Source organism: Mitsuokella jalaludinii (genome assembly GCF_928722185.1).
Classification (GTDB): Bacteria; Bacillota; Negativicutes; order Selenomonadales; family Selenomonadaceae; genus Mitsuokella; species Mitsuokella jalaludinii.
On sequence record NZ_CAKMXA010000001.1, the window covers coordinates 1,436,408 to 1,461,317 of the forward strand.

Genomic DNA, 24,910 nt, shown 5'->3' on the forward strand with positions numbered 1-24,910 from the left:
CACCAAAAAAAACACATCAAGTGGCCGATCATCCCTGGAAAAGCGCGCGGATCTCCTCTTCGGTGAGCTTGGCGAGGAAATTCTCGCCGGGCTTTATCATCTGGTCAATCAGGGACTTCTTCTTTTCCTGCAGCTCGTAGATCTTCTCCTCGACCGTCCCCTTCATGATGAGCTTGAAGACCTGGACGTTGCTGCGCTGGCCGAGGCGGTAGGCGCGGTCGGTCGCCTGGTCCTCGACGGCGGGGTTCCACCACGGGTCGAAGTGGACGACCATGTCGGCGCCCGTGAGGTTGAGGCCCGTGCCGCCCGCCTTGAGTGAGATCAGGAAGACCGGCACAGCGCCCCTGTTGAACTCCCGCACGAGCTTCATGCGCGTCAGGGCCGGCGTTGCGCCGTCGAGGTAGAAGTGCGCGAGCCCCCTCTTTCGCAGGCGCTCGGCGATGTGCGAGAGCATCGTCGTGAACTGCGAGAAAATCAGCAGGCGATGGCCGCCCTCGTGCGCCTCCGCGATGAGTTCCTCGAGCATGTCGAGCTTGCCTGAGCCGCCGTGGTAGCTCTCGAGGAAGAGCGAGGGGTCGCAGGCAATCTGGCGCAGGCGCGTGAGGATGGCGAGAATCTTGATGCGCTGCTCTCCGGGGCTCGCGAGGCTGACCTCGCGCAGGAAGTCGCGCTGGCTCTTCATGAAGTAGGCCCGGTAGACTTTCGCCTGCTGCGGCGTCATCTCACCGACGAGCTTGCGCTCGACCTTGTCGGGCAGCTCCTTTAAGACATCCTTCTTCATGCGGCGCAGGATGAAGGGCATGACGCGCTGCCGCAGCACCTTGGCGGCTTTCTTGTCCTCGGCACGCACGATGGGGATCTCGAAGCGCTGCTTGAACTTCGACTGGCTGCCGAGGTAGCCCGGCATCAGGAAGTCGAAGATGGACCAGAGCTCCGTCAGCGTGTTCTCGATGGGTGTGCCCGTCAGCGCAAAGCAGGTGTCGGCCGACAGTTTCTTGACGGCGCGCGCACTCTGCGTCGCGGGGTTCTTGATGTGCTGCGCCTCGTCGAGGAAGATGCAGGCGAAGCGGCGCTGCGCGTAGAGGTCGACGTCGCGCTTGAGCGTGTCGTACGTCGTCACGATGACGTCGACGCCGCCCGCCTGCTCGAGCAGAGCGCGGCGCTCCGCCTTCGATCCCGCCACAGCCACCGCCTGAAGCGCGGGCGCGAAGCGGGCGATCTCCTCGAGCCAGTTGTAGAGCAGCGAGGTCGGCGCGACGACGAGCGAGGGCGGCGCCTCGGGCGCTTTCCTGGCAAGCAGGAAGGTGATGACCTGCAGTGTCTTGCCAAGGCCCATGTCATCTGCGAGGATGCCGCCGAGATGATGGTCCGCAAGGCCTGAGAGCCAGTTGAAGCCTGTGACCTGGTAGTCGCGCAGCACGGGCTTCAGCGAAGTCGGCACCTCGTAGTCGGCCTCCTGTGGCTGGCGGATGCCGCGCACGATCTCGCGGAAGCGGCGGCTGCGCACGAGCTGCAGGCCCTCGTCTTCGCGCGCGAGTCCGTCGAGGTACATGGCCTCCGAGAGCGGCAGCTCTATCTTGCCGCCCGCCAGGTCCTTCTGCCGCAGCCCCGCGTTCTCCACGAGCGAGGCGATGGCGCGCAGCTGCTGGTCGCCGAGCGTCACGAAGCTCCTGTCCTTCATGCGGTGATAGCGCTTCTTCTGGCGGTAGGAGTCGAGGATGTCGACGAGTTCTTGATAGTCGACATCCTTCATGTTGAACGTGACCTCCAGGAGGTCCATGTCGTTGACACTGACGCCGGCCGTGACCTTCGGCATGGGGCGCACGGGCCGGCGCTCGAAGCTCGCCTCGTAGAAGATCTCGACGCGCTCTGGCAGCTCCTCGAGCCCCTGCGTGAGGAAGTCGTAGCTCTTCTCTTCGTCGAGCTGGACGAACTGGTCGCGCTTCTTCACGAAGCCATAGCGCGCAAAGACGGAGAGCAGCGCCTGCTCCGCCTCGCTGTCGCGCACGAGCAGGTGACCCTCATCGGCCTCCGGCGCCGCCTGCACGACGGGATTGAATCGGATGTGGTCGTAGACGAAGACGGGCTTCACGGCGATGCCCTCGCCCTCGTAGTCGAGGTAGAGCTCTGCCGTGAGCGGCACGAGCAGGAATTCCTCCTCGAAGCCCGCGTCGACATCGACGTCCGCGACCTGCTCGACGGCCGGCAGGATGTTGCTGAAGAACGGCGTCATGTCGCCATGCGAGAGCTGCACGCTCGTCGCGCGCGCAAACGCCTGCCAGAGCGGCTGCAGCGCGCGGCCGAACGCATCCGCCACCCGGTAGATGGCCTCGTGCTGGTAGAGGATGCGGCAGTCCTCCGAGAGCGGCGTGAGGTCTCCGTCCTCCAGCGTGATACGGCCGCTCCTGTCAGCGAGGCGGCTGACCTCCAGATGGATGGCGGGCTTTCCCTCGCGCAGATGGGCCGCGATGGCCTCGCTGCCGTCGATGTGCAGCTCGATGGACGTCTCCCCCATGATGGCGAGGAAGTCCTCGAACAGGCTCGGCGTCAGGTGCATCATCTTGTGCTCAAAGACCGTGCTCTTCTGCAGCGCGTGCATGTAAGAGAGCGCCGGCTGGTGGCGCAGCAGACTCTTCTCGTCGCGGTACGCCTGCTGCATGAAGGCCCAGAGCCTCTCGGAGACGACGTCGGCCCAGCGCAGCGATGCCGTGTGTATCACATTATTGCGGCCAAGCGAGTAGTCCTCCCCCGCCATCACGCACTGCAGGAGCTCCATGAGATTGCGCACGACGTAGAGGCGGCTCATGCCGATGCGGAACTCGAGCCAGCTCTCGACCCTGCCTGGCGCACTCTCGACGAAGAGGCGCGGGACGAGGTAGACGGGCTCCTGCAGCGGAGCGGATGGCAGCTGCGCCGCCAACTGGAAGCCCTGCAGCAGACGGCGGCCGCCCGCATCCGTTCCCTGAGAGGAACAGCCAGCCATGGATTGCTGCTGGACAGTCTTGAGCACGGCGACGACATGCTTGCAGGCGCCGAGGTACTGCGCGGCGGCCGGGCAGTCGCAGTGGAACGACTCGACTTCATCGCCCGCCTCCGTCAGGCTGATGCGGACATGATATGCCTCCGTTCCCTCGACGACGGCCGTGTAGCTCCTGCCATCCTCCTGCCGCGCCAGATGCCCGACGGCGCCGCGCCTGAAATAGCGGACACCGCGCTTGTAGGCGGCATCCGTCGCCACTGCCCGGATCTGCTCCTCATCGATCACCGTATTCCCGCCTTTCTTCTGCTTCGCAACTATGCTAAGATAAAGTAGATTTCATTCCTTTCATCTTAACATATTTCACTCACTGCGAACAGAAAAGAGAGCATCATGAACGAACAAAAACTTCCGCACGGCGCGCGCATCCTCGTCGTGCGCCTCAGCGCCATCGGCGACGTGCTGCACTCGACGGCCGTCGTCCACAACCTCAAGCGGCTCGTGCCGGACTGCCATGTGACCTGGTTCGTGAGCCCGCCGGCGAGCATCCTGCTCGAGAACAACCCCGACATCGACCGCCTGCTCGTCTGGGACCGCCGGACGTTCGACAAGGCGGCAGCGCATCTCGACCTGCGCACCGTCCGCCAGACACTCAAGGAAGCTGCCGCGCTGCTGCACCAGTACGAATTCGACATCGCGCTTGACATCCAGGGGCTCTTCCTCTCGGGCATCCTGACGCACATGAGCCGCGCGCCGCGCCGCATCGGCATCCACGAGCGCCATGAGGGCAACTTCCTCTTCATGACCGAGATGGCACCGGACATCCCCGAACGCCACAAGATACGCCGCTACATGACGGCACTCGCGCCGCTCGGCATCGGCCCCGAGGACTTCATGCCCGGCCTCGTGCTCAAGCTGCCCGACACCTACGATGGCTTCGCCGAGACGTTCTTCGCGGATAAGAAGGTCACGCTGCACGACCCGCAGCAGCCGCTTCTGCTCGTCAACACGCGCACGACATGGCCCGACAAGAACTGGCCGCCCGAATTCTTCGGCCGCGCGCTCGCCAACCTGCCCGAGAACATCCAGATCGTCTTCACCGGCGCGCCGTCCGACCAAGTCTACATCGAGCGCGCCCAGCAGGAGATGGAAGGCCGCGCCTCCCTCTCGATTGCCGGCCAGACGAGCCTCCTGGAGCTTGCCGCCATCTTCCGCGAGTCCGACCTGCTGCTGACCGGCGACACCGGCCCGCTCTACATCGCCGAAGCCGTCGGACTGCCGACCCTCTCCCTCTGGGGCCCGACCCATCCGGGCATCTACGGCCCGCTGACAAAAGGTCACCACTTCATCCTCTCCCCCCATGAGTGCACCGCCTGCTGCAAGACAAAGTGCCGCCACAAGTCAAACGCCTGCATGAACGCCATCAAGCCCGGCACCGTGACAAAAGCCCTGCTCGAACTGCTCTACCACTGAGTAGGCTCATCAAAAAAGCTGTTGCATCTGCAACAGCTTTTTTGATTCATGTGTCATTGTGACTTGAACTGCACGGTCACGGTTGTCCCCTTGTCGACCAGTGTATTCGGGGCGATGCTCTGGCTGACGGCGTAGCCGGAGCCGTCGGGGTCGCAGTTCAGGCCGCGGTCGGCGGCAAGCTGGGCGGCTTCGCGCATGCTCTTGCCGGAGAAGTCGGGCACGACGACCTTGCCGTCGGGCACGGTGCCGGAATACGACTTCTGCGTCTTAGCCGAGGGCTTCGCCTTCGACTCCATGCCGGCAAACGGGTCGCTCGACGGCTCGATGTGCAGGTAGCGGAAGAGCTGCGTGAAGATGCGGCTGGCCACCGGCGCGGCGATCTGGCCGCCGTAGTAATTGCCCGTGCCGGGGTCGTCGATCATGACGAGCACGGTGAGCTGAGGGTCCTCGACGGGAGCGAAGCCGCAGAACGAGGCGATGTAGTGGCCTTCCATGTAGCCGGAGCCGTCGGGGCGTATCTTCTGGGCCGTGCCCGTCTTGCCGGCGATGCGGTAGCCCTTGACGGCTGCCTTCTTGCCGCCGCCGCTCGCGACGACCTGCTCGAGCAGTCCGACGAGCGTCTTGTCGGTGGCCGACTCAATCGTGCGGCGCACCTCTGTCGTGCCCTTCTCCTCGTAGATGGAGCCGTCGACATTCGTGATGGTCTTGACGATGTGCGGCTTTAAGAGCACGCCGTCGTTGGCGATGGCCGACATGGCCGTCACGAGCTGCAGCGGCGTCACGGCGATACTCTGGCCGATGGCCATCGTCGCGACGTCCGAGTCGCGCATGTCATCCGGGTTGAAGAGCAGGCCGCCCTCCTCGCCCGGCAGCTCGATGCCCGTCGGCATTCCGAAGCCGAAGAGCTTGGCGTAGTCCGTGAGCTTCTGCGCGCCGAGGCGCAGGCCGACCTGCGCAAAGCCCGTGTTGAGCGACTGCTTGACGACGTCGGTGAAGGTGACGGTGCCGAAGCTCGTGCCGCTCCAGTTCTGGATGCGGCGGCCCGAAACCATGACGTAGCCCGGGTCGACGAAGACCTGGTTCGGCGAGACGACTTTCTCCTGCAGGGCGGCCGCGGCGACGACCGACTTGAAGGTCGAACCCGGCTCGTAGATGAAGGAGACGGCGCGGTTCTTCCAGACCTCTGGCGAGTAGTCGTAGAAGCTGTTCGGGTTGTACGACGGACGCGAGGCCATCGCGAGGACCTCGCCCGTCTTCGGGTTCATGACGACGCAGGTGATGGCCTGCGGATTGTTCTCAGCCATCGCGCGGTCGAGCTCCTGCTCGACGATGAACTGGATGCCGGCATCGAGCGTGAGCTCGACGTTCTTGCAGTACTCGCCCTTGTACTGGCGCTGGCTCGAGAAGATCGAGTCGAGGATCGGCCTGTTCTGGCGGTCCGTCGTCAGGTACTTCTCCTTGACCTCTCCCTTCAGCAGACCGTCGAGGCCCTGCTCGATGCCGTCGAGTCCCTTGTCGTCCGTGCCGACAAAGCCGAGGACATTGGCCCCGAGGATGTCGTTGGGGTAGTAGCGCTTGGCCTCGTCGCGGAAGCCGACGCAGTCCGTGTACGACTTCTCGCGGACCATCTTGCGCACAGCCTCGTACTCGTCGTGCTCCATGCGCCGCTTGACCCAGACGAAGCCGCCGCCTGCCGAGATATCATCGAGGATCTCCTGCTCGGGCATGTTGATGAGCGGCGCGAGGTCTGTGGCAAGTGCATCGGGGTCCGAGACGTGATTCGGGTCGATGTACAGCGATTTCGTCATGAGGCTCACGGCCATCTCGCGGCCATTGCGGTCGGTGATCGTGCCGCGCGGGGACTGTATGGCCAGGTCGTACCCGACCTGGCTGCGCATGCGCTCCGACAGCTCATCTCCCGCTACGAGCTGCAGCCAGGCGTAGCGCAGCACCATGACACCAAAAAGGATGCCCATCACGTACACCATCGCCAGGATGTGCTTCTGCAGCCAAACACGTCTATCCATCTTCATCTCATTCGTTCACTCCAACTAGCCGGGATCACCGCCTGATGGCAATCCGCCTCTCGTTTTTTCTCATCCCTGTATTGTACCACATTTTTCACGGCTTCGCCTGACCAGCTTCACTCTGGCCGCTCCTGCCGCTGTGGCGCAAGAGTGTCTCGCGCAGACGGTCTTCGATGGAGGCGAGCTCTTTCTCGGCGGCCTGGCGCTTAGCGCGTCCTTCTTGCTGGATGCGCACCGTGTCCTCGATCGTCTGGATGAGCTTCTCGTTGACTTCGCGCACCGTCTCGACATCGACGATGCTGCGCTCGTTTTCCTTCGCCGTCTCGATAGAATTCTGCTTGAGCAGCTCTGCATTGCGCTTCAGGAGCTCGTTCGTCGTGTTGTTGACGGCCTGCTGCATGCGCAGGACTTTCTGCTGGGCCGAGAGGCCGAGCGCGATGACGAGCTGGTTCTTCCAGAGCGGTATCGTCGAGTAGATGGCTGTTTGCACGCGGTCGATGAGCGCCTTGTCGTTGTTCTGAATCAGGCGGATCTGCGGCGCCGTCTGGATGGCGATCGTCTTGCTGATCTTGAGGTCGTGCAGCTTCTTCTCGAAGCGGTTGACGCCCGCCTCGAAGTCCGCGACGACCTGCACAGCCATCGGGTCGTTGGCCGCGGCGGCCTGCGCGTGGAGCTTCGGCAGTGTCTCCGTGCGCATCTCCTCGAGCTTCTCCTCACCGGCCCGGATGTAGAGCTGCAGCTCCTTGAAGTAGGCAAAGTTCTCGTCGTAGAGGCGGTCGAAGAGCACGACATCCTTCATCATCTTGAGGCGCGACTGCTCGAGCGCGCCGGCGATGCGCTCGACCTGCACCGAGAGCTTCTCGTAGCCCTGCTTGATGTTGTCCGTCTTGCTGACGAGGCTGCCGAGAATCGGCACCTTGCGCAGAAAGCCGCCCTGGCTCTTCTCGTCGTACTCCTTGACCTCGGTCACGAGGCTAGCGAGCAATTGGCCGACCTCGCCGCTGTCCTTCGTGCGCACCTGCGCGAGGACGCTGTCGGAGAACGCCGCAATCTTCTTCTGCGCGGGCGCGCCGTACGTCAAGAGAGCCTCGGAGTCGGTCATGTCGATGCTGTCCTTGATCTGCTCGACTTTCTCCAGTTCCTCCGGTGAGAGCGCATCCACAGCCGCCTCGACCTCGCGCTCGACTTTCTCCGGCACGATGGCCTTCGTCGTGGTGCCCTGCTCTGCCTGATGGCGCGTCATGAGATCCGAAAGATCAATATTCTTTGCCATAAAAATCACCGCCTGTTGCCTTGGTAGTACATATCATAGAAATCATCCATCGACATGAAGAGGTAGCGCATGCCCTCGAAGAAGCCGACGATGCCGGGGATGGCCGTCCACCAGAAGAGCAGGTAGAGGATACCCCACTTCGTCTTGCCCTGATAGAACTTGTGGGCGCCAATGCAGCCGCCGAAGATGGCGAGCGCGCTCATGATGAGCTTGTCCTTGAGGACGCTGCCACGCAGTTCCTCCGGCATCGTGACGTGGAACGTGCTGGCCGCGCGGAAGGCGCGGCGGCGCGGATGCTTGCGGCCGCCGCGGTTCTGGAGGCCCGTTCCCTTGTGCACGACTGGCTCCTGCTTGTCGAAGAAGCGGCGCACATCCGCGAGGACGGTCGTCTTCTCCATCTCATTCTCCTGCACTGATGCCGCCGTCTTCTTCTCCTCATGACTTGGCAGGTTCTCGATGCCGTCAGCGGCCATCGTCTTCTGCAGGACGGAAAGCTCGGCGTCCATGTCGAGCAGCTTGTCGCTGAGGACGCGCTCGAATTCCTTCTCATACGCCTCGTCGAAGGAAGCGAGCGTATCTTTGATGTTCTCGCGCGTCTCGGCGACCTGCTCCGTATCGAGGCCCGTCTTCTCGAGCTCGCGGTACTCCTCGGCGAGTCGCGCCGCCCTGTCCTGGTACGTGTCGATGAAGCGGCGGGCAGCCGGGATGGCCTTCGGGTGCTTCTCGAGGTAGTCGAGCAGGTTCGCAGCAACCTGCTGCATCACGGCGAGCTGTTCGCGCAGCTCGCCGTCGCGGATGGTCCTGCGCGCCGCATCGACGCGCGCGTAGTCGCCCACGGCTTTCTGCCAACTCGTCTCGATGAGCTGTGCCTCGTCCTCTGAATACTCCTTGAGCTCGAGCTTGTGGTGGCGGTCAATGGCCTGACCGCTGTACGTCTTCGCCTTGTAGCCGAAGTAGACGCAGAGGACGAGAGAGACGGCCGTCATGCCGGCCGGCAGGAAAACGTAGTCCGGATTCTTGAGCAGATAGTCGATACTGCCGCAGCCGAACAAGAAGAACACGGCGCTCCAGAACCACAAAAAGCCTTTCATACTGTCACCGCCTTTCACCAGTGGTACTTCTCACCGCGGTTGATTTTGAACGCGCGGTAGATCTGCTCGACGAGCAGCAGGCGCACCATCTGGTGCGTGAAAGTCATCGGGGAGAAACTGATGCGCGCGTCAGCTTTTGCGCGCACTTCCTTCGAGAGACCGAAGGCCCCGCCGATCAGGAAGGTGATGCTGCTCCTGCCGCGCAGGCCGAGCGCATTGATCTCCTCGGCGAGCTGCTCGGAGGACTTGAGCGCGCCGTAGACGTCGAGCACATAGAGGTAACTGCCGCCCGGCACGAGCTTCAGAAGCTTCTCGCCCTCTCGCGCGAGCACCTGCTCCTTCTCCGCAGGCGACGGATCCTCTGGCATCTTCTCCTCGTGTATCTCGCGGATCTCCACCTGTGCATATGGCTTGAGCCGCTTGAGGAACTCTGCGATGCCGGCACTTAAATACTTCTCCTTGATCTTGCCGGCGCAGACAATCGTTATCTTCATGTTGGTCTCTTCTTATTTCTTATCCTGCGGCATCTCTTCGAGCGTGACATCGACCGTGCGCTCATGGTTGTTGCGGTCGATCGTCAGCGTGATCGTGTCGCCGACCTTGTGGGCGCTGACCTTCGCGCGCAGGTCTCCGATGCTGTTGACCTCATCGCCGTCGGCCTTGAGGATGATGTCGCCACGCTGCAGGCCGGCCTTGTCGCTCGGGCCGCCGAGCACGAGCTTGAAGACGTAGACGCCCTTGTCGATGGCGAGCGAGTAGCCGTAGCGGGCTGCCGTCTCCGGGTCAAAGACCGAGACGCCGAGGTATGGGCGCGCGACGTAGCCCTTGTCCATGAGCTCCTTGATGACCGACTGGACGGTATTGCTCGGGATGGCGAAGCCCATGCCCTCGACGCCGTTGGCCGCGAGCTTGACGCTGTTGATGCCGATGACTTCACCGTCGGCATTGACGAGCGCGCCGCCCGAGTTGCCCGGGTTGATGGCGGCATCCGTCTGCAAGAGCTTGACGCGGCTGTCGCTGTTGTCGAGCGTGCGGTTGAGCGCGCTGACCACGCCGCTCGTCACGCTGCCCCGGAACTCGAGGCCCATCGGGTTGCCGATGGCGATGGCCGGCTCGCCGACGACAATCTGGTCGGAGTCCGCAAACGTTGCCGTCGGCAGGTCTTTGGCGTCGATCTTGACGACGGCGAGGTCCGTGACCTCATCCGCGCCAACGACCTTGCCCTTGAGGCTACGGCCATCGGACAGCGAGACGATGAGCTCCTTGGCGCCGTTGATGACGTGGTTGTTCGTGACGATGTAGCCGTCACTCTTGAAGATGACGCCCGAGCCGACGCCCTCCGTCTCGATCGGGTTGTCGAACCAGTCGCGCGCGACGGCCTTGTTGGTGATGCCGACGACAGCCGGGCCGACAGTCTTGGCCGCGTACACGGCCGGCGTGTTGCGCGCACTCGAGATGCTATCCGTCGCGGCCTCTGCCGCAGCGCTCGACGAAGCGGCCGAGCAGCCGGCGTACGAGACGGCCGAGACGACAAAGGCAGCCGCGACGAGCACGGCGAGGCGTTTATGGTTCTTGTGGCTGAAATTCGAAACAATGCTCTTCATTTTGAGATTCCTCCGTTACCATCAAAGACAAGCAAAGACAACAATTGACTGCTCAGTGAAGGTGGACCGCCCGGTCCTGTGCCGTCATGCAGATGGGGATATCGAGCCCCTGGCGGTGCAGGATCTCCTCCACCGTGTTCTCGGCGAGTTCCGGCGTATTGTTCTTCTCTGAGAGGTGTGCGAGAAAGACATGCGCGGGCCGCTTCTTCATGCGCACGAGCGCCCAGGCGGCATCGGCATTGGCCAGATGGCCGCGGTTCGACAGAATGCGCCGCTTGAGTGCCCACGGGTAGTCGCCGTGCTTGAGCACCTCAGGGTCGTGATTGGCCTCGAGGACGAGCACGTCAGCTCCGTCGATGGCCTCCTGGACGCTCGCCGTCACGAAGCCGAGATCGGTCGCGAGCGTGCAGCGCGAGGAGCCCGTGATGCGGTAGCCCACGGGGTCCGCCGCATCGTGCGGGATGTTGAACGGGTCAATCGTCAGGTCCCCGATGCGGAACGCCCCCTCGATGGCGTGGAAGCGCTCCGCGGGGATGGCCGCGCGGCAGCTCATGTGCTCGATCGTCGCGCGCCGCGTGAAGATTGGCAGCTCATACCACTTCGAGAGCGTCACGAGGCCCGCGATGTGGTCGCGGTGCTCGTGCGTGATGAGCACGCCGTCGAGCGAAGCTGCGTCGACGCCCTCGGCTGCGAGCCCCTTCTTGATGCGCGTCGCGCTGATGCCCGCGTCGAGCAGGAGCCGCACGCCGTCCATCTCTACATAGACCGCATTGCCCTTGCTGCCGCTGGCGAGTACCGATACCTGCATGTCTCTTCCCCTATCTTAGATCAAAATCCTGTAAACGGCCTGCAATCGCTAGCAGGCCAATTCTTATTATACACTATCACGGATAGAAAGGGTAGCAATAGGAGACTACTGCCTGCCGATGCAGAGCAAGTGTGTTATACTGGATTATACTGATTCTGGAACCTAGAGAAAGAGGTGTTTCCATGCTGGAAAAAGACATATATCCGCTGATTGCGTCTGAGCTCAAGGCACAGCCGCACCAGGTCGAGGCGGCGGCCAAGCTGCTCGACGAGGGCAATACGGTGCCGTTCATCGCGCGCTACCGCAAGGAGGCGACGGGGTCGCTCGAGGACGAGCAGCTACGAGAGCTCGAAGAGCGCCTCGCCTACCTGCGCAGCCTCGTCAAGCGCCAGGAAGAAGTCCTTGCCAAGATTGAGGAGCAGGGCAAGCTGACAGACGAGCTGCGCCAGTCCATCGAGAAGACGCGCAAGCTGCAGGAGCTCGAGGACCTCTACCTGCCCTACAAGCAGAAGAAGCGCACGCGCGCGCAGATTGCCCGCGAACGCGGCCTCGAGCCACTGGCGAACCGCATGCTGCTCGCCAGCGACCAGCAGGGCAGTCCGGAGGCGATCGCGGCCACCTTCTGCGGGGAAGACAAGGGGGTCAAAACTGCCGAGGACGCCCTGCAGGGCGCGCGGGACATCGTCGCAGAGACCGTCATGGAGGAGGCGAAGGTCCGCCAGTCCATGCGCGAGCACATCGCGCGGACGGGCAGCCTGCAGACGGAGCTTGCCAAAGACGCCCCTGAGGAAAGCCGCCAGGTCTTCCACATGTACGAGTCGTACGAGGAACCCGTCCACCGCCTGCCGCCGCACCGCATCCTCGCCATCAACCGCGGCGAGAAGCTCGGCTGCCTCAAGGTCACGCTGCTGACAGACCACGAGGCAAACTGCCAGCGCATCGAGCGCCAGCTGCACCGCCCGAAGTCCATCTGGTCGGAGCACCTGCAGATCGCCATTGAGGACGGCTACAAGCGCCTGCTGCTTCCTTCCCTGACACGCGAGATCCGCGCAGAGCTGACGGAAAAAGCCGAGAAGCACGCCATCCACCTCTTCGGCGTCAACCTGCGCCAACTGCTGCTGCAGGCGCCGCTCGCCGGGCACACGGTCATGGGCCTAGATCCCGGCTACCGCAACGGCTGCAAGATGGCTGTCGTCGATCCGACAGGCCGCGTGCTCGACTACGGCGTCCTGCAGATCACGCAGAGCGACCGCGCGCGCAGGGCAGCCGCTGAGGCGGTCCTGCGCTCCATCAAGGAGAACGGCGTGACCCTGCTCTCGATTGGCAACGGCACGGCCTCGTACGAGACGGAGCAGTTCGCCGCCGCGCTCATCCGCGACAACAAGCTCAGGGATGTCCACTACCTCATAACCAACGAGGCCGGCGCCTCTGTCTACTCGGCCTCCAAGCTCGCCAAGGAAGAACTGCCCGAGTACGACGTCGTCATCCGCGGCGCCGTCTCCATTGCGCGCCGCGTGCAAGACCCTCTGGCCGAGCTCGTCAAGATCGACCCGCAGGCCATCGGTGTCGGCCAGTACCAGCACGACGTCAACCAGAAGGAGCTCGCGAGCACGCTCGACGCGACGATCGAGGCGGCCGTCAACCACGTCGGCGTCGACCTCAACACGGCCTCTGCCGCCCTGCTGCGCCACATCGCCGGCATCAATGCGACGACAGCCAAGAACATCATCGCCTACCGCAACGAGCACGGCGTCTTCACGAGCCGGCGCGAGCTCTTGAAAGTCCCGCGCCTCGGTCCGGCGGCCTTCACACAGTGCGCAGGCTTCCTGCGCATCCACGGCGGCAAGTCGCCGCTCGACAACACGCCCGTCCATCCCGAGTCGTACGCGCTTGCCGAGAAGATCCTGCAGAAGCTCGGCTTTGCGCTCAAGGACCTCAACGATCCCGATAAACTCGCCATCATGAAAGCCAAGCGCCGCCTCTTAGATGAGCGCCGCGAGCGCGAGCTCGCCGCATCTCTTCAGGCCGGCCTGCCGACGGTCCACGACATCCTCGATGCCCTCGCGAGCCCGGGGCGCGACCCACGCGCCGACCTGCCGACCCCGCTGACGCGCCAGGCCATCGTCAAGCTCTCCGACCTCAAGCCGGGCACCATCCTGCGCGGCACCGTCCGCAACATCACGGACTTCGGTGCCTTCGTCGACATCGGCCTGCACGACGACGGCCTCATCCACATCTCTGAGCTCTCGAAGCGGCGCGTCAAGCACCCGCTCGAAGTTGTCTCCATCGGCCAGGTCCTGCGCGTCATGGTCATCAGCGTCGACGAGAAGCGCGGCCGCATCGGCCTCTCCCTCAAGCAGGTGCCACAGGAGGCGAGCGTATGAATCTGTTGCAAGACCGCCTCGCCGGCCTCTCCCTCGAAGATGTCCTGACCCGGATAGAGGCCCCGGGCCATGCGATCTCGCGCGAGGCGCGCCCGCTCCTCGATGCGTACCTCGCGAGCATGGGAGCTACGGCAGAGGACCTCGGCCAGCTCGCGCCCCTCTTCCTGCGCTGGCTCGACATCAGCGGCACGATGGACCCTAAGCCGCCACGCAAGGCCGTCGTCATCTGCTGCGCCGACCACGGCGTCGCGGCGGAGGGCGTCAGCGCCTACCCGCAGGAGACGACGCTCGAGATGGTTCGCAACTACACAGTGCGCCAGGGCGGTGCGGCCAACGCCTTTGCCGCCTACGCCGGCGCCCACCTCCTCATCGACGACATGGGCATCGCCGCCGACACGGACGACCTGCCGGGCCTCTTCACGACGCGCATCGCCAGCGGCACGAGAAACATGGCCGAGGGCCCCGCCATGACGCGTGAGCAGGCCGCTGACTCCATCAAGGTCGGCCTGCTCATCGCGAAGTCCCTGGCCGAGCAGGGCTTCGACTGGTTCCTGCCCGGCGAGATGGGCATCGCCAACACGACGGCGAGCGCCGCAATCGCCGCCGTCTGCTGCCAGGAATCGCCCGAGGACGTCACAGGCCGCGGTACGAATATCTCCGACACGCGCCTCCAGAAGAAAGTCGAGGTCGTGCGCCGCGCCCTGCAGGTCAATCGGCCCGACCCAGACGACGCCATCGACATCCTCGCCAAGGTCGGCGGTTTCGAGTTTGGCTGCATGGCCGGCCTCATCCTCGGCGCAGCACTCCACCGAAAGCTCGTCATATTAGACGGCGCCAACTGCGGCGCGGCCGCCCTGCTCGCCCAGAAGCTAGCTCCGGCCTCCATCGCCTACACGATGGCCTCGCACTTTGGCTCTGAGAAATCCCACCGCTTCATGCTCGAATCGCTCGGGCTCCAGCCCATCCTTCACCTCGACCTGCGCCTCGGCGAGGCCATCGGCTCCTCCATCGCGAGCAACATCCTCGAGGGCATGATCGCCAGCTGGCAGGCGCTTCGCCGAGAGGAGTCAGGCACTGACAGCCTTGCCAGCGACCACTGCGAGATGCGCGAGGAAGAAGTGAAGCTGACCGACAAGACCTTTGACTTCTACCTAAATACGATGCCCACGCCCGACAGGGAGGCCATGGAGGCCTGCAAGCTGCGCATCGACAACCTGACGAAGCCAGTTGACAGCCTCGGCTGCCTCGAGCAGATCGCCGCAGAGCTGGCCGGCTGCTCGGGCAATGAGCGCCCCGATATCGAGACGAGCCGCATGGCCATGATCTGCTTCACAGCGCAGGACTCTGTGCCGCCCGCTATGGAAGAGACGATGGCCGCGCAGGCAGACCTGATCGGCGCGCGTCTCGCCATCGCCCAGCTGTCCCCGGGCAAGCGCGCAGCGGCCGCCTTTGACTTCGGACGCGAGGAGGGCGAGCGCTATGCCGTCATGAACGAGGTCATCGCCCTCTCGGCCACCGACGGCGAGGGCGAGCCTTGCGGCGCGATGAGCAGCGCCCTGCGCCAAGCGCTACTGACTGAGAGCGGCGCGCTGCGCTTCAGAGGCGACGACTTCCTCGGCCATGTTCCCCCGCGCTATCAGGGCATCGTCTCTTCGCTGCTCGGCGCGATGATCGCTGCCGCCCACAACGGCGCCATGATCGTACTCGACAGCGAGGCCGTGCAGATTGTCGCGCGCTACGCCGCGAAGATTGCGCCCGAGCTGCGCAGTTTCCTGCTGCCCGTCGAGCCCCCACTCACCGGCATCGGCGCGCAGCTGCCGGGCCTGACAGCCGCCTGCGGCCTCCAGATTGTCAGGGCCTCACTCTTCATGCTCAACGAGATGAAGACCTTCGACGAAGCCAATGTCTCGACCGCGAGCGACGGCCCCGGCGCCAAGCGCCAGCACCGCTGAGCCCCTTCATCAAGAGAATCCAGATACAAGAAAAGCTATGGCCTCGTGCATCTGCACCGCCATAGCTTTTCTTGTATAGGACCGTATCTTCAGAAGCCCAGCTCTTCTTTATGTGCCTGCATGCCGTCAATGCAGCACTGCATGACCTCGCCTGCCTCCATGCCGAGCATCTCGAAGCCCTGCTTGATGATGTCACGGCTGCACTTCGCGGCGAAGCGCTTGTCCTTGAATTTCTTCTTGAGGCTCTTGACGGCCATGCCATCGAGCCCTTCCGGGCGCATGAGGGCGTAGGCCTGCACGATGCCTGTGAGCTCATCGACGGCAAAGAGGCTCTTCTCCATGTCCGTCTCGGGCTTGGCTTCTTCTGTCGTGATGCCGTAGCCGTGCGAGATGATGGCGCGGATGTCCTCCTCGGGCACGCCCTCTGGCTCCAGGAGCTCGCGGACGTGCAGGCAGTGCTCATCCGGGTATTTCTCATAGTCGACGTCGTGCAGATAGCCGACGGCCTCCCAGTGCTCCTTGTCTGCGCCGAAGTGGTCGGCCATCGCACCCATCGCGGCGCTGACCGCCGCCGCATGCGTGAAGAGATGTGCTTCCGTCGTGTGCTTCGCCAAGATCTTCTTTGCCTGTTCGAGTGTCAATGCTTCCATGAAAAGACCTCCATCTGTAAGTTGCTGTACTTCTTATTGTAACCATCTGTCCGTGAACATGCAACCACTGCAACCGCCAGACTTATCCACATTGTGCACAGACTTTCCTGTGGATACTGTGGATAAATCGTTACCATGCGCAATATGCATCGCTGCTGCTCCCCAGATGCTGTGGATAACCTTGTGGACCAAAAAAGAGAGGCTCGCCTGCCTCTCTTTTCCTATGCAATCAGCACGTATGACACTTATCATAGATGCCGCGCTCCTTGAGCGTCTTGACGACGGTCTCGCCGATATGGGCGACTGTGTCCGCGACCTCGATGCCGACCGCATGCAGTGCCTTGATCTTGTCATCAGCCGTGCCCTTGCCGCCCGATATGATGGCACCGGCATGGCCCATGCGCTTGCCCGGAGGCGCCTGACGGCCAGCGATGAATGCAGCCACAGGCTTGTCCGGCATGTTCGCCGCAATCCACTTCGCCGCATCTTCCTCAGCCGTGCCGCCGATTTCGCCGATCATGAGCACGGCGAGCGTCTCGGGATCTTCCTTGAAGAGCTTCAGCGCGTCGATGAAGTCCGTTCCCTTGACGGGGTCGCCGCCGATGCCGATGGCCGTCGTCTGGCCGATGCCAGCGGCCGTCAGCTGGAACGTCGCCTCATACGTCAGCGTGCCCGAACGGGAGATGACGCCGACATGGCCCTTGCGGTGGATGTAGCCCGGGATGATGCCGAGCTTGCACTCGTCAGCCGTCAGGATGCCCGGGCAGTTCGGCCCGATGAGATGCGTCTTATGGCCTTCCATATAGCGGCGCACCTTGATCATATCCTGGACCGGGATGTGCTCGGTGATGCAGACGACGACATCGAGGTCCGCGTCGACGGCCTCCATGATGGAGTCCGCTGCAAAGCGCGCCGGCACGTAGATAACCGAAGCCGTGGCTCCCGTCGCCTCCACTGCCTCGCGCACTGTGTTGAACACTGGCACGCCGCAGGCAATCTGACCGCCCTTGCCGGGCGTCACACCACCGACGACCTTCGTGCCGTAGTCGATCATCTGCTGCGTGTGGAAGGCCGCGGCCTTGCCCGTGATGCCCTGCACGATGACCTTCGTGTCTTTATGAACTAAGATTCCCATCTCGCGTCCTCCTCATGCTCTGCCGTCGGCTTCTTTGACGAGCCGGACAATCGTTTCTGCGCCGCCTTCCATGGTGGGAGCCATGATGACGTTCGCGATCGGCGTATCCTGGAGGATCTCGCGGCCGCGCTCCACATTCGTGCCCTCTAACCGCACGACGACGGGGACTGGCAGGGATTTCCCATCCTCGGAGATCATCTTGGCCGCATCGACGATGCCCTCGGCGACGAGGTCGCACTTGTTGATGCCGCCAAAGATGTTGACGAAGATGCCCTTGGCCTGTCCGCCGTCGAGCATGATGCGGAAGGCCTCCGCGATCTTCTCCGGCGTCGAGTCGCCGCCGACATCGAGGAAGTTCGCCGGCTCACCACCGTAGTACTTGATGATGTCGACCGTGGCCATCGCCAGGCCGGCGCCGTTGACCATGCAAGCGACATCGCCGCCGAGGTTGACGTAGTTGAGGCCGGCCTTGGCCGCACGGCGTTCCTTCGGGTCTTCCTCCGTCTCATCGCGCAGCTCTTCAAGGTCTGGATGACGGAAGAGCGCGCTGTCATCGAAGTTGAGCTTGGCGTCGAGCGCCATGACCTCCGCGTCTTCCGTGACGACGAGCGGATTGATCTCCGCAAGGCTGCAGTCCTTGCCAACGAAAGCCCGGTAGAGGTTCATCATGAGCTTCGTGGCCTTGCGCACGGCATCGTGCGGGAAGTGCATGCCATAGGCCATGCGGTTCGCCTGGAATGGCAGCAGGCCGACGGCCGGGTCGATGTACTCCCTGAGGATCTTGTCCGGCATCTCCGCTGCGACCTTCTCAATCTCCATGCCGCCCTCTTCCGAGCCCATCATGACGATGCGCGCCGTCTGGCGGTCAATGACAAAGGAAAGGTAGTATTCCTTCTTGATGGCTGCTCCTGCCTCAATGAGCAGGCGGTTGACACGCTTGCCGGCAGGACCGGTCTGATGCGTGATGAGGACTTTGCCGAGGAGCTCTTCCGCTGCCTTCTCCACAGCCTCGAGCGAGTGGACAACCTTGACGCCGCCGGCCTTGCCGCGGCCGCCCGCATGGATCTGTGCCTTGACGACGACGGTATCCGTGCCGAGCTCTCTGGCATTCTCCACGGCCTCTTCGACCGAGAATGCCGGCTTGCCAGTGGGGACATTGACGCCGTACGAGCGCAGGATCGCCTTACTCTGGTATTCATGAATATTCATGGGCAACCTCTCCTATTTCTGTTTGCTATGATATGCCTCAATCTTCTCAGCAGCCTCATGCAGCATGTCCTGCGTGACCTTGTAGGGCATGATGCGCACGTCCTGCTTCTTCTCCGTCGCGCGGAAGACGCGCCGGATATCCTCCTCGCTCGCGCAGGTCTCCTCGCGGCAGGTCGGCAGGCCGATGCTCTGGCAAAACGCATAGAAGCGCTTGAACTCCTCCTCCTGCCCATCGCAGAGCAAGAGGAGCAGGATGCCGTAGGCGACGAGGCCGCCGTGCTGACGGCACTGCTCGGCCGCCGGCAGGTTGGCGAGCTCCACAAAGAGCTGATGCGCGATGTGGCCGTTGAATTCTGGCGCCGCGAAGTTCGAGACGAGGCCGCTCGTCATGACGATGGCGAGGATGACTTCCTCGAACGCCGGGCTGACGACGTGGCGGCGATTGTCGGCAACGGCCTGCTCGCCATAGGCATAGAGCGGGTCTAAGCACATGCGCGAGAGCGCGATGCCCATGCCGTCGCGGTGCTGGAGCTTGCGGCCGCGCGAAGCGATGGCTGCCTCGTAGTACTTGGCCATTGTATCACCGATGCCGCGCAGCAGGTATTCGACCGGCGCCTGCGCCATGATGCGGCTGCAGAGGAATACGTGGACCGGCGGTATCGTCGAGTAGAGGTAATCCTGGAACTTCCCATCCGGCGTATAGATCGTCGCGATACTGGCCGCTGCGGCGCAGCTGCCCGCGACCGTCGGGAACGTAAAGTACGGCTTGTTCTGGCGATGGGCTACGGCCTTTGCAGTATCGATGGCCTTGCCACCGCCCACCGCAAAGATCATATCCGCCTCCTGCACGGCCGAGTCCTCGCTGATGCGCTCGATATTCTCGTCGGAGCTCTGACCGCCCGCGTGAATGAAGCCCGTGAACTCCAGGCCCACACCCTCTACCGCGCGCACCATCTTCTCCTGTGCCGCCTCGATGCCCTTGCGGCCACCGATGACGACGACGCTCTTGCCGTAGCGCGGGCAGACCTCGCGGATCTTCTCATACGCCTCGACACCAATCGTGTAATTTGGGAAAATCATCGTGTAGCGATCTTTCATCTCAAATCCCCCTTTCCGGGTCTTTTGGTGATACTCAGTCACTCAATCCTTCTGGCCGAGGACGTATACCGTCTGTGCCTTCCACGTGTCGCCCTTCTTGAGGATTGGCTGCGGGAAGTTCGGGTTAGCAAAGGCATTCGGGAAGTACTGCGTCTCGAGGCAGAAGCCCGTGCGGCGCTGGAACTCCACGCCATCCTTGCCCGGCAGGCCGCCGTTGAGGTAGTTGCCCGTGTAGAACTGGACGCCCGGCTGCGTCGTGTAGCAGGTCAGCGTGAAGCCCGACTGATCCGACTCCGCATACGCTGCCTTTTTGAGGCCACCGCCTACGTAGTCAATCGGGCAGCTCGGGTCGCTCGGCTTCGTCTCGACGACCGACTTCTCATCGCGGATGACCCAGTTGTGGTCATAACCATGGCCCATGACGAGCTCATCGAAATCGTCGTCGATGTGCTCACCGATGCGCGTCGGCTGACGCAGGTCCATTGGCGTGCCGGCGACATCGAGGATGCGGCCGTCCGGCAGCGATTCAGCATCGGCCCAGGTGTACTTGTCGGCGAAGATCTGGATCTTCTGGTCGAGCACCGGACCCGAGGCAAAGCCGTTGAGATTGAAGTAAGCGTGGTTCGTGAGGTTGCAGACCGTATCGGCATCCGAGACAGCCTCGTAGCGGATGGAGAGTTCATTGTCGTTCGACAGCGAGTAGAGGACATGGACCGTCATATTGCCGGGATAACCGCCCTCACCATCGGCTGCATGATAGGTGAACTTCACGCCCTGGTCCGTCTCCTCCGCCGTCCAGAGTTTCTGGTGGAAGCCCTGGAAGCCGCCGTGGATGTGGTTCTGATTGTGAGAGCCCGTGTTGAGATCGAGCTGGTACGTCTTGCCGTCAATCGTCACCTTGCCGCCAGCGATGCGGTTGGCATGGCGGCCGACGAGGCCGCCCATGCTCGTATTGTCCTTCTCGTAGGCAGCGCCATCTGCGTAGCCGAGCACGATATCCGTGCGCTTGTGGTCCTTTCCATAGGCGCTCCATGCCACAAGTCTCGCGCCGTACGTCGTGACCTTGACTTCCGTTCCCTTTGTATTGCGCAGCGTGTAGAGCTCTACCTCTCTGCCATCGCTCAATTTGCCAAACGATTCCTTTTTGATTGTAGCCATGAAGTATACCTCCCGAAATAAATTGATATCGCCGAATTGCTAATGATTTCGGATAATTCCATACGACTTTACTTTACTATTTCGGCGCCTCCTTGTCAAATTCCTGTTCAAGGCCATCTCTTTCCTGGAACATATTCCATTTATTTCCTCCGATTAAACAAATTTCCTCAAATATGCTATAATTATGCTGTCATGCAATCCATCATCAAAATCAAGGGGATTGCCATCATATTTATTTTTTGAGGGGGAATCACGATGAAAGAGAAGAACGCCTTTATCTTCTTCAACTGCGATGAGGAGAAGAGCCAGAAATCCATGAACGTATTCTACAACAAAGAGATCTTCCGCGATCTGAAGGTCTCCCGCAAGGCTCTCTTCGCCAAGATTGAAGAGGAACTCGCCGCAGGACGCATCCATGCCAAAGAAGAGGATATCCCGGCCATCCGCGATGCCATCCTGAACGGCAACCCGACCGATGCCAGTGCTTACATCCAGTACGGCACGATCCTTTCCTTTCCGATTGTCTGAGCTGACTGAACACATCTCGTCAGAGCTGCTCCGCTCGGAACGCAAAAAGCGTCACTCCCACACGGAAGTGACGCTTTTTTATGGTCTGTTTTTCTTATCGGTCCGTTCATACGTTGACATCGCTGAGGCGGCTGACGACCGTATCCGCCAGGGACAGGTCCTGCGCCCCAGAATGCGGGCTTCGGAAGCCGATGCAGCGCATGCCCGCGCGCTTAGCCGCCAGCACACCTGCCGCCGTATCCTCGAGGACGAGGCAGTCCTTCGGAGGCACACCGAGGCGTTCGGCGCTCAACAAGTAGATGGCTGGGTCCGGTTTACTCTTGGGCAATGTACTGCCCGAGATGACTGAGCGGAAATACGACCGAATCTTGAAGGCATCGAGCACCGTGTCCATGACGCGCTCCCACGACGATGTCGCCAGTGCCAGAGGGATGCCCTCATCGTAGAGATGGCGGATGAGCTCCACCGCTCCTTCAATCGGTGCGATCGTGCCGCTCTGCAGCACTTCGAGGTAGTGTTCGTGCTTGTAGCGCACGAGGTCTTCCACGCGCAGGTCCTTGCGGCCCTCTTTTGCGATGACCTCGCCGAAAATCTCATCGCTCGTGCGCCCCATGTAATGGATGAGGTCTGCTTCATCAAATGGCAGGTCGAAGTGATGGAACGTGTCCATCTTCACGCGCGAATGGATGGGCTCGCTGTCGATGATGACGCCATCCATGTCAAAGATAAATGCTGCCGGCTTCAATCTCATTCCCCCTAAAGAAATATCTGCCTCTATTATAGCAGAAATATCAGAAGCTCGCCTGGAAGACGAGGTTCATGAGGAACAAGAAGCCGAGGCCGTAGCTCAGGGCATGCAGCTCACGCGAGCGGCCGTTCATGAGCTTCAAGAGCGGGTAGGCCGTGAAACCGAAGGCCAGGCCCGTCGAGATGCTGCCGGAAAGCGGGATCAGCACGACGACGAGAAAGGCGGGGAACCACTCTGAGAAATCCTGAAAGTCCATGTGCTGGAGCTGCTGCATCATCATCGCACCCGTGATGATGATGACGGGGGAAATGGCCGCCTGCGGCACGTACGAGAGCAGCGGGATGAAGAACAGCGATACCGCGAAGAGAACCGCCGCCGTGAGGGCCATGAGACCCGTGCGGCCACCACTCGCGATGCCGGCTGCGCTCTCTGCCGCTGCGACAGTCGGGCTCGTACCGAGCAGGCTCGAGATGATGGTCGTCACGGCCGAGCCGCGGAACGTACGCGAGAACTTGGAACGGTCCGGCAGGATGCCTTCGAGCAGTCCCATCGTCTCAAAGATCATGATCATCGACATCGAGAAGACCGAGAGCAGGAACGGGATGCTCAACGCATTGTGGAAGTCTGCCTGCAACAAGAGCTGCGGGTAGTCGTAGATATGCGCGAAATCGAGGTCTAAGGGCGTCGGGTCCTTAATGCCAAAAACCTGTGCCACCGCCGTCGTCACGAGGATGGCGATGAAGAAACTCCCCGTCACACCGCGCAGGTAGAGGGCCAGGCTCAGGACAAGGCCGAAGAGCGCCAAGAGCGCCATCGGGTTCGTCAGCGAGCCGAGCTCAATGATGGAGTTCGCGCCCGAGCGGATCAGCTGTGCCTTCTCGAGGCCAATCTCGACGAGGAACAGACCGATGCCAGCCGTGATTGCACACTTGAGCGAGTTGGGCACAGCATGCGCGATGCGGTCGCGCCACTTCGTGCAGGCGACGTAGGCGAAAATCAGGCCGGATACGAGCGAGATGGCGATGGCCTCCTGCCAGGAGAGCCCCATCTGGACGCAGACGGTGTAGGTGAAGAAGGCATTGATGCCCATGCCGGGTGTCAGGACAATCGGGGCATCTGCCACAAACGCCATGATCAGGCAGCCGATGATGGACGAGAAGATTGTCGCAAAGACTGAGAGTTCCGCGGGCATCCCCGCATCGGCCAGGATGATGGGGTTGACGACAATGATGTATGAGATGGCAAAGAAGGCCGTGATGCCCGCCAAAATCTCCCTCTGCCATAAGCGGCGGTCCTTAAGGACCCCCTCGAATAAAGCCTGCATGCTCTTTCCTCCTGAATCATCTTGATTTGACTTTATACATCTAGTTTAGCGAAAATGAGCCAATATAAAAAGGACAGGGGTCCATGCTGGCCAAATATTTTTTTGTAAAGAGTCAGAAAGTTTTCGCCAGCGCGATTTTAGGCTATAATAGAGAAAAGTACCATGAATAACAGGACTGAGAAGAAGCTATCATCATGCAGATAAAGGAGAGATTTCATTGAAGCTGGAACAAGTGATTGAATTCATGCCAGAGAGCATCCGAGCCAAGATCAGCCATCGCACCTTCCGGCCCGGTGAGTTCGTCGTGCGCAAAGGAGAACGCGCCGACCACGTCTACATCCTGACCAAGGGCACAACCCGCGTCAGCAATGAATTCGCCAGTGGGCAGCGCTACACCTTCGCTCACCAGACCGTCCCCGACCTCATCGGCGACCTCGAGGTTCTCGCCGGACAGGAGTACTTCTCGGCCACCAACGAAGCCGTGACGGAATGTGAAGTCATCGCCATGACGGCCGACACGTTCAAGAAGTGGATGCGCCGCGACAACCATTTCGCCTGTGCCATCGCCCAGCTGCTCGCCTCCAAGATGTACCCGACCTCCAACGAGAACGGCCAGATCAAATTCCAGCCGAGCATCCAGCGCCTGCAGGAATACCTCGTCAAGCGACTCGACCTCGCACCGTCCGAGCAGTTCGTCCTGCACACGAGCCGCCAGCAGATTGCCGACGATATCGGCACGAGTGTCAAGACGGTCAACCGCGGCGTCAGCAAGCTGCGCGATGCCGGGCTCATCACCCTGCTCCACGGCAAGATTGCCATCAGCGTCGCGCAGCAGGAGAAACTGCGCACTCTCAAGCTGGAGGATGAATGAGGCAAAACCAAAACATAAAAAGCGGCTGCAACACCTCGCTATAGGATGTTGCAGTCGCTTTTCATGCTGTCCCGTATCTTATTCTCTTATTTTGCCTCAGCTGGAAGTTCGGACGTGCAGTGCGGGCAGCGCGTCGCATCATCTGCGATTTCCTGACGGCAGTACGGGCAGAGGCGCGCAGCCTTTGCCTCTTTTTTCGGCATCAGGCGGTTGACCTGCTTGATCAGCAGGAAAATCGCAAATGCAACGATGAGGAAATCGACGACAGCATTGAGGAACGAGCCGTAGGCAATGACCGGCAGACCGGCGTCACGCGCTTCGGTGAGCGTCGCAGCCGGCGTGCTCGAAAGGTTCAGGAACAGATTGGAAAAATCCACGCGACCGAACAGAAGGCCGATGGGCGGCATCAGGATGTCATTGACGAACGACGTGACGATCTTGCCAAAGGCAGCACCGATGATGATACCGACGGCCATGTCCAGGACATTGCCGCGCATGATGAATTTCTTGAATTCCTCGATCATAAAAATCCTCCTCACAATACAAGCGAACGATAAGAATAGACCGATTTCATTTTAACACAGGTCCGCTCCAAAACAT

20 protein-coding genes are annotated in these 24,910 nt (G+C 61.7%); 5 read left to right on the top strand and 15 right to left on the bottom strand.

Annotation, left to right across the window (positions count from 1 at the left end; genetic code table 11):
* Nucleotides 1–28: 28 nt before the first annotated feature.
* Nucleotides 29–3,265 carry a DEAD/DEAH box helicase gene (locus tag QDI87_RS06780; RefSeq protein ID WP_278742610.1) on the bottom strand — a complete coding sequence of 1,079 codons (3,237 nt, stop codon included), beginning with the start codon at nt 3,263–3,265 and terminating at the stop codon, nt 29–31.
* Between the two features lie 105 nt (nt 3,266–3,370).
* Here QDI87_RS06780 and QDI87_RS06785 point away from each other — a divergent pair, with 105 nt between their 5' ends.
* Nucleotides 3,371–4,450 (top strand): glycosyltransferase family 9 protein, encoded by a 1,080-nt coding sequence (locus QDI87_RS06785; RefSeq protein WP_278742612.1) that lies wholly within the window; start codon nt 3,371–3,373, stop codon nt 4,448–4,450.
* 53 nt (nt 4,451–4,503) lie between these two features.
* Here the strand turns inward: QDI87_RS06785 and QDI87_RS06790 are convergent, their stop codons facing one another.
* The 6 genes from QDI87_RS06790 to QDI87_RS06815 form a co-directional block, all read right to left on the bottom strand.
* Nucleotides 4,504–6,438: a penicillin-binding protein gene (locus QDI87_RS06790; RefSeq protein WP_423791165.1), complete on the bottom strand. Its 1,935-nt coding sequence runs from the start codon at nt 6,436–6,438 to the stop codon at nt 4,504–4,506.
* 133 nt (nt 6,439–6,571) lie between these two features.
* Nucleotides 6,572–7,750: a toxic anion resistance protein gene (locus QDI87_RS06795; RefSeq protein ID WP_278742616.1), complete on the bottom strand. Its 1,179-nt coding sequence runs from the start codon at nt 7,748–7,750 to the stop codon at nt 6,572–6,574.
* Nucleotides 7,751–7,755: 5 nt separating this feature from the next.
* Nucleotides 7,756–8,841 carry a 5-bromo-4-chloroindolyl phosphate hydrolysis family protein gene (locus QDI87_RS06800; protein ID WP_226867989.1) on the bottom strand — a complete coding sequence of 362 codons (1,086 nt, stop codon included), beginning with the start codon at nt 8,839–8,841 and terminating at the stop codon, nt 7,756–7,758.
* Nucleotides 8,842–8,855: 14 nt separating this feature from the next.
* On the bottom strand, nt 8,856–9,335 hold the full coding sequence (rlmH, locus tag QDI87_RS06805) for a 23S rRNA (pseudouridine(1915)-N(3))-methyltransferase RlmH (protein ID WP_226867988.1): 480 nt from the start codon (nt 9,333–9,335) through the stop codon (nt 8,856–8,858).
* Between the two features lie 12 nt (nt 9,336–9,347).
* The gene (locus tag QDI87_RS06810; protein WP_051652289.1) at nt 9,348–10,445 is read right to left on the bottom strand and encodes a S1C family serine protease; all 1,098 of its coding nucleotides are present in this window, start codon (nt 10,443–10,445) and stop codon (nt 9,348–9,350) included.
* A 52-nt stretch (nt 10,446–10,497) separates the two neighbouring features.
* Nucleotides 10,498–11,253 (bottom strand): MBL fold metallo-hydrolase, encoded by a 756-nt coding sequence (locus QDI87_RS06815; protein ID WP_036378543.1) that lies wholly within the window; start codon nt 11,251–11,253, stop codon nt 10,498–10,500.
* Between the two features lie 182 nt (nt 11,254–11,435).
* Between QDI87_RS06815 and QDI87_RS06820 the strand changes: the two genes are divergently transcribed.
* Both QDI87_RS06820 and cobT read left to right on the top strand, forming a co-directional pair.
* Complete coding sequence (locus QDI87_RS06820; RefSeq protein ID WP_278742618.1) at nt 11,436–13,637, top strand: Tex family protein; 2,202 nt, start codon at nt 11,436–11,438, stop codon at nt 13,635–13,637.
* A complete protein-coding gene (gene cobT, locus QDI87_RS06825; protein WP_278742620.1) occupies nt 13,634–15,589 on the top strand; it encodes a nicotinate-nucleotide--dimethylbenzimidazole phosphoribosyltransferase in 1,956 nt (651 codons plus the stop codon). Before QDI87_RS06820 ends, cobT begins: the two co-directional genes overlap by 4 nt.
* A gap of 89 nt (nt 15,590–15,678) precedes the next feature.
* On the opposite strand, the gene QDI87_RS06830 is transcribed toward cobT, so the two are convergent.
* The 5 genes from QDI87_RS06830 to QDI87_RS06850 form a co-directional block, all read right to left on the bottom strand.
* Nucleotides 15,679–16,239, bottom strand: a complete 561-nt coding sequence (locus tag QDI87_RS06830; RefSeq protein ID WP_278742622.1) for an HD domain-containing protein — start codon at nt 16,237–16,239, stop codon at nt 15,679–15,681.
* Nucleotides 16,240–16,468: 229 nt separating this feature from the next.
* Nucleotides 16,469–17,374 (bottom strand): succinate--CoA ligase subunit alpha, encoded by a 906-nt coding sequence (gene sucD, locus QDI87_RS06835; RefSeq protein WP_036378538.1) that lies wholly within the window; start codon nt 17,372–17,374, stop codon nt 16,469–16,471.
* Between the two features lie 12 nt (nt 17,375–17,386).
* Entirely contained in the window at nt 17,387–18,583 is a 1,197-nt protein-coding gene (gene sucC, locus QDI87_RS06840; RefSeq protein ID WP_036378537.1) for an ADP-forming succinate--CoA ligase subunit beta, read from the bottom strand.
* 12 nt (nt 18,584–18,595) lie between these two features.
* Entirely contained in the window at nt 18,596–19,681 is a 1,086-nt protein-coding gene (locus QDI87_RS06845) for an iron-containing alcohol dehydrogenase family protein (protein ID WP_036378536.1), read from the bottom strand.
* Nucleotides 19,682–19,723: 42 nt separating this feature from the next.
* Nucleotides 19,724–20,839, bottom strand: a complete 1,116-nt coding sequence (locus QDI87_RS06850; protein WP_055162317.1) for an aldose epimerase family protein — start codon at nt 20,837–20,839, stop codon at nt 19,724–19,726.
* A gap of 255 nt (nt 20,840–21,094) precedes the next feature.
* Between QDI87_RS06850 and QDI87_RS06855 the strand changes: the two genes are divergently transcribed.
* On the top strand, nt 21,095–21,367 hold the full coding sequence (locus QDI87_RS06855; RefSeq protein ID WP_005843084.1) for a hypothetical protein: 273 nt from the start codon (nt 21,095–21,097) through the stop codon (nt 21,365–21,367).
* A gap of 106 nt (nt 21,368–21,473) precedes the next feature.
* Here QDI87_RS06855 and QDI87_RS06860 read toward each other — a convergent pair whose 3' ends face one another.
* Both QDI87_RS06860 and QDI87_RS06865 read right to left on the bottom strand, forming a co-directional pair.
* Entirely contained in the window at nt 21,474–22,118 is a 645-nt protein-coding gene (locus QDI87_RS06860; RefSeq protein ID WP_036378928.1) for an HAD family hydrolase, read from the bottom strand.
* A gap of 40 nt (nt 22,119–22,158) precedes the next feature.
* Complete coding sequence (locus tag QDI87_RS06865) at nt 22,159–23,439, bottom strand: NCS2 family permease (RefSeq protein ID WP_036378930.1); 1,281 nt, start codon at nt 23,437–23,439, stop codon at nt 22,159–22,161.
* A gap of 217 nt (nt 23,440–23,656) precedes the next feature.
* Between QDI87_RS06865 and QDI87_RS06870 the strand changes: the two genes are divergently transcribed.
* Nucleotides 23,657–24,310 (top strand): Crp/Fnr family transcriptional regulator, encoded by a 654-nt coding sequence (locus tag QDI87_RS06870; RefSeq protein ID WP_005843089.1) that lies wholly within the window; start codon nt 23,657–23,659, stop codon nt 24,308–24,310.
* Nucleotides 24,311–24,396: 86 nt separating this feature from the next.
* Here the strand turns inward: QDI87_RS06870 and mscL are convergent, their stop codons facing one another.
* On the bottom strand, nt 24,397–24,834 hold the full coding sequence (gene mscL / locus QDI87_RS06875; RefSeq protein ID WP_255240928.1) for a large conductance mechanosensitive channel protein MscL: 438 nt from the start codon (nt 24,832–24,834) through the stop codon (nt 24,397–24,399).
* Nucleotides 24,835–24,910 lie beyond the last annotated feature (76 nt).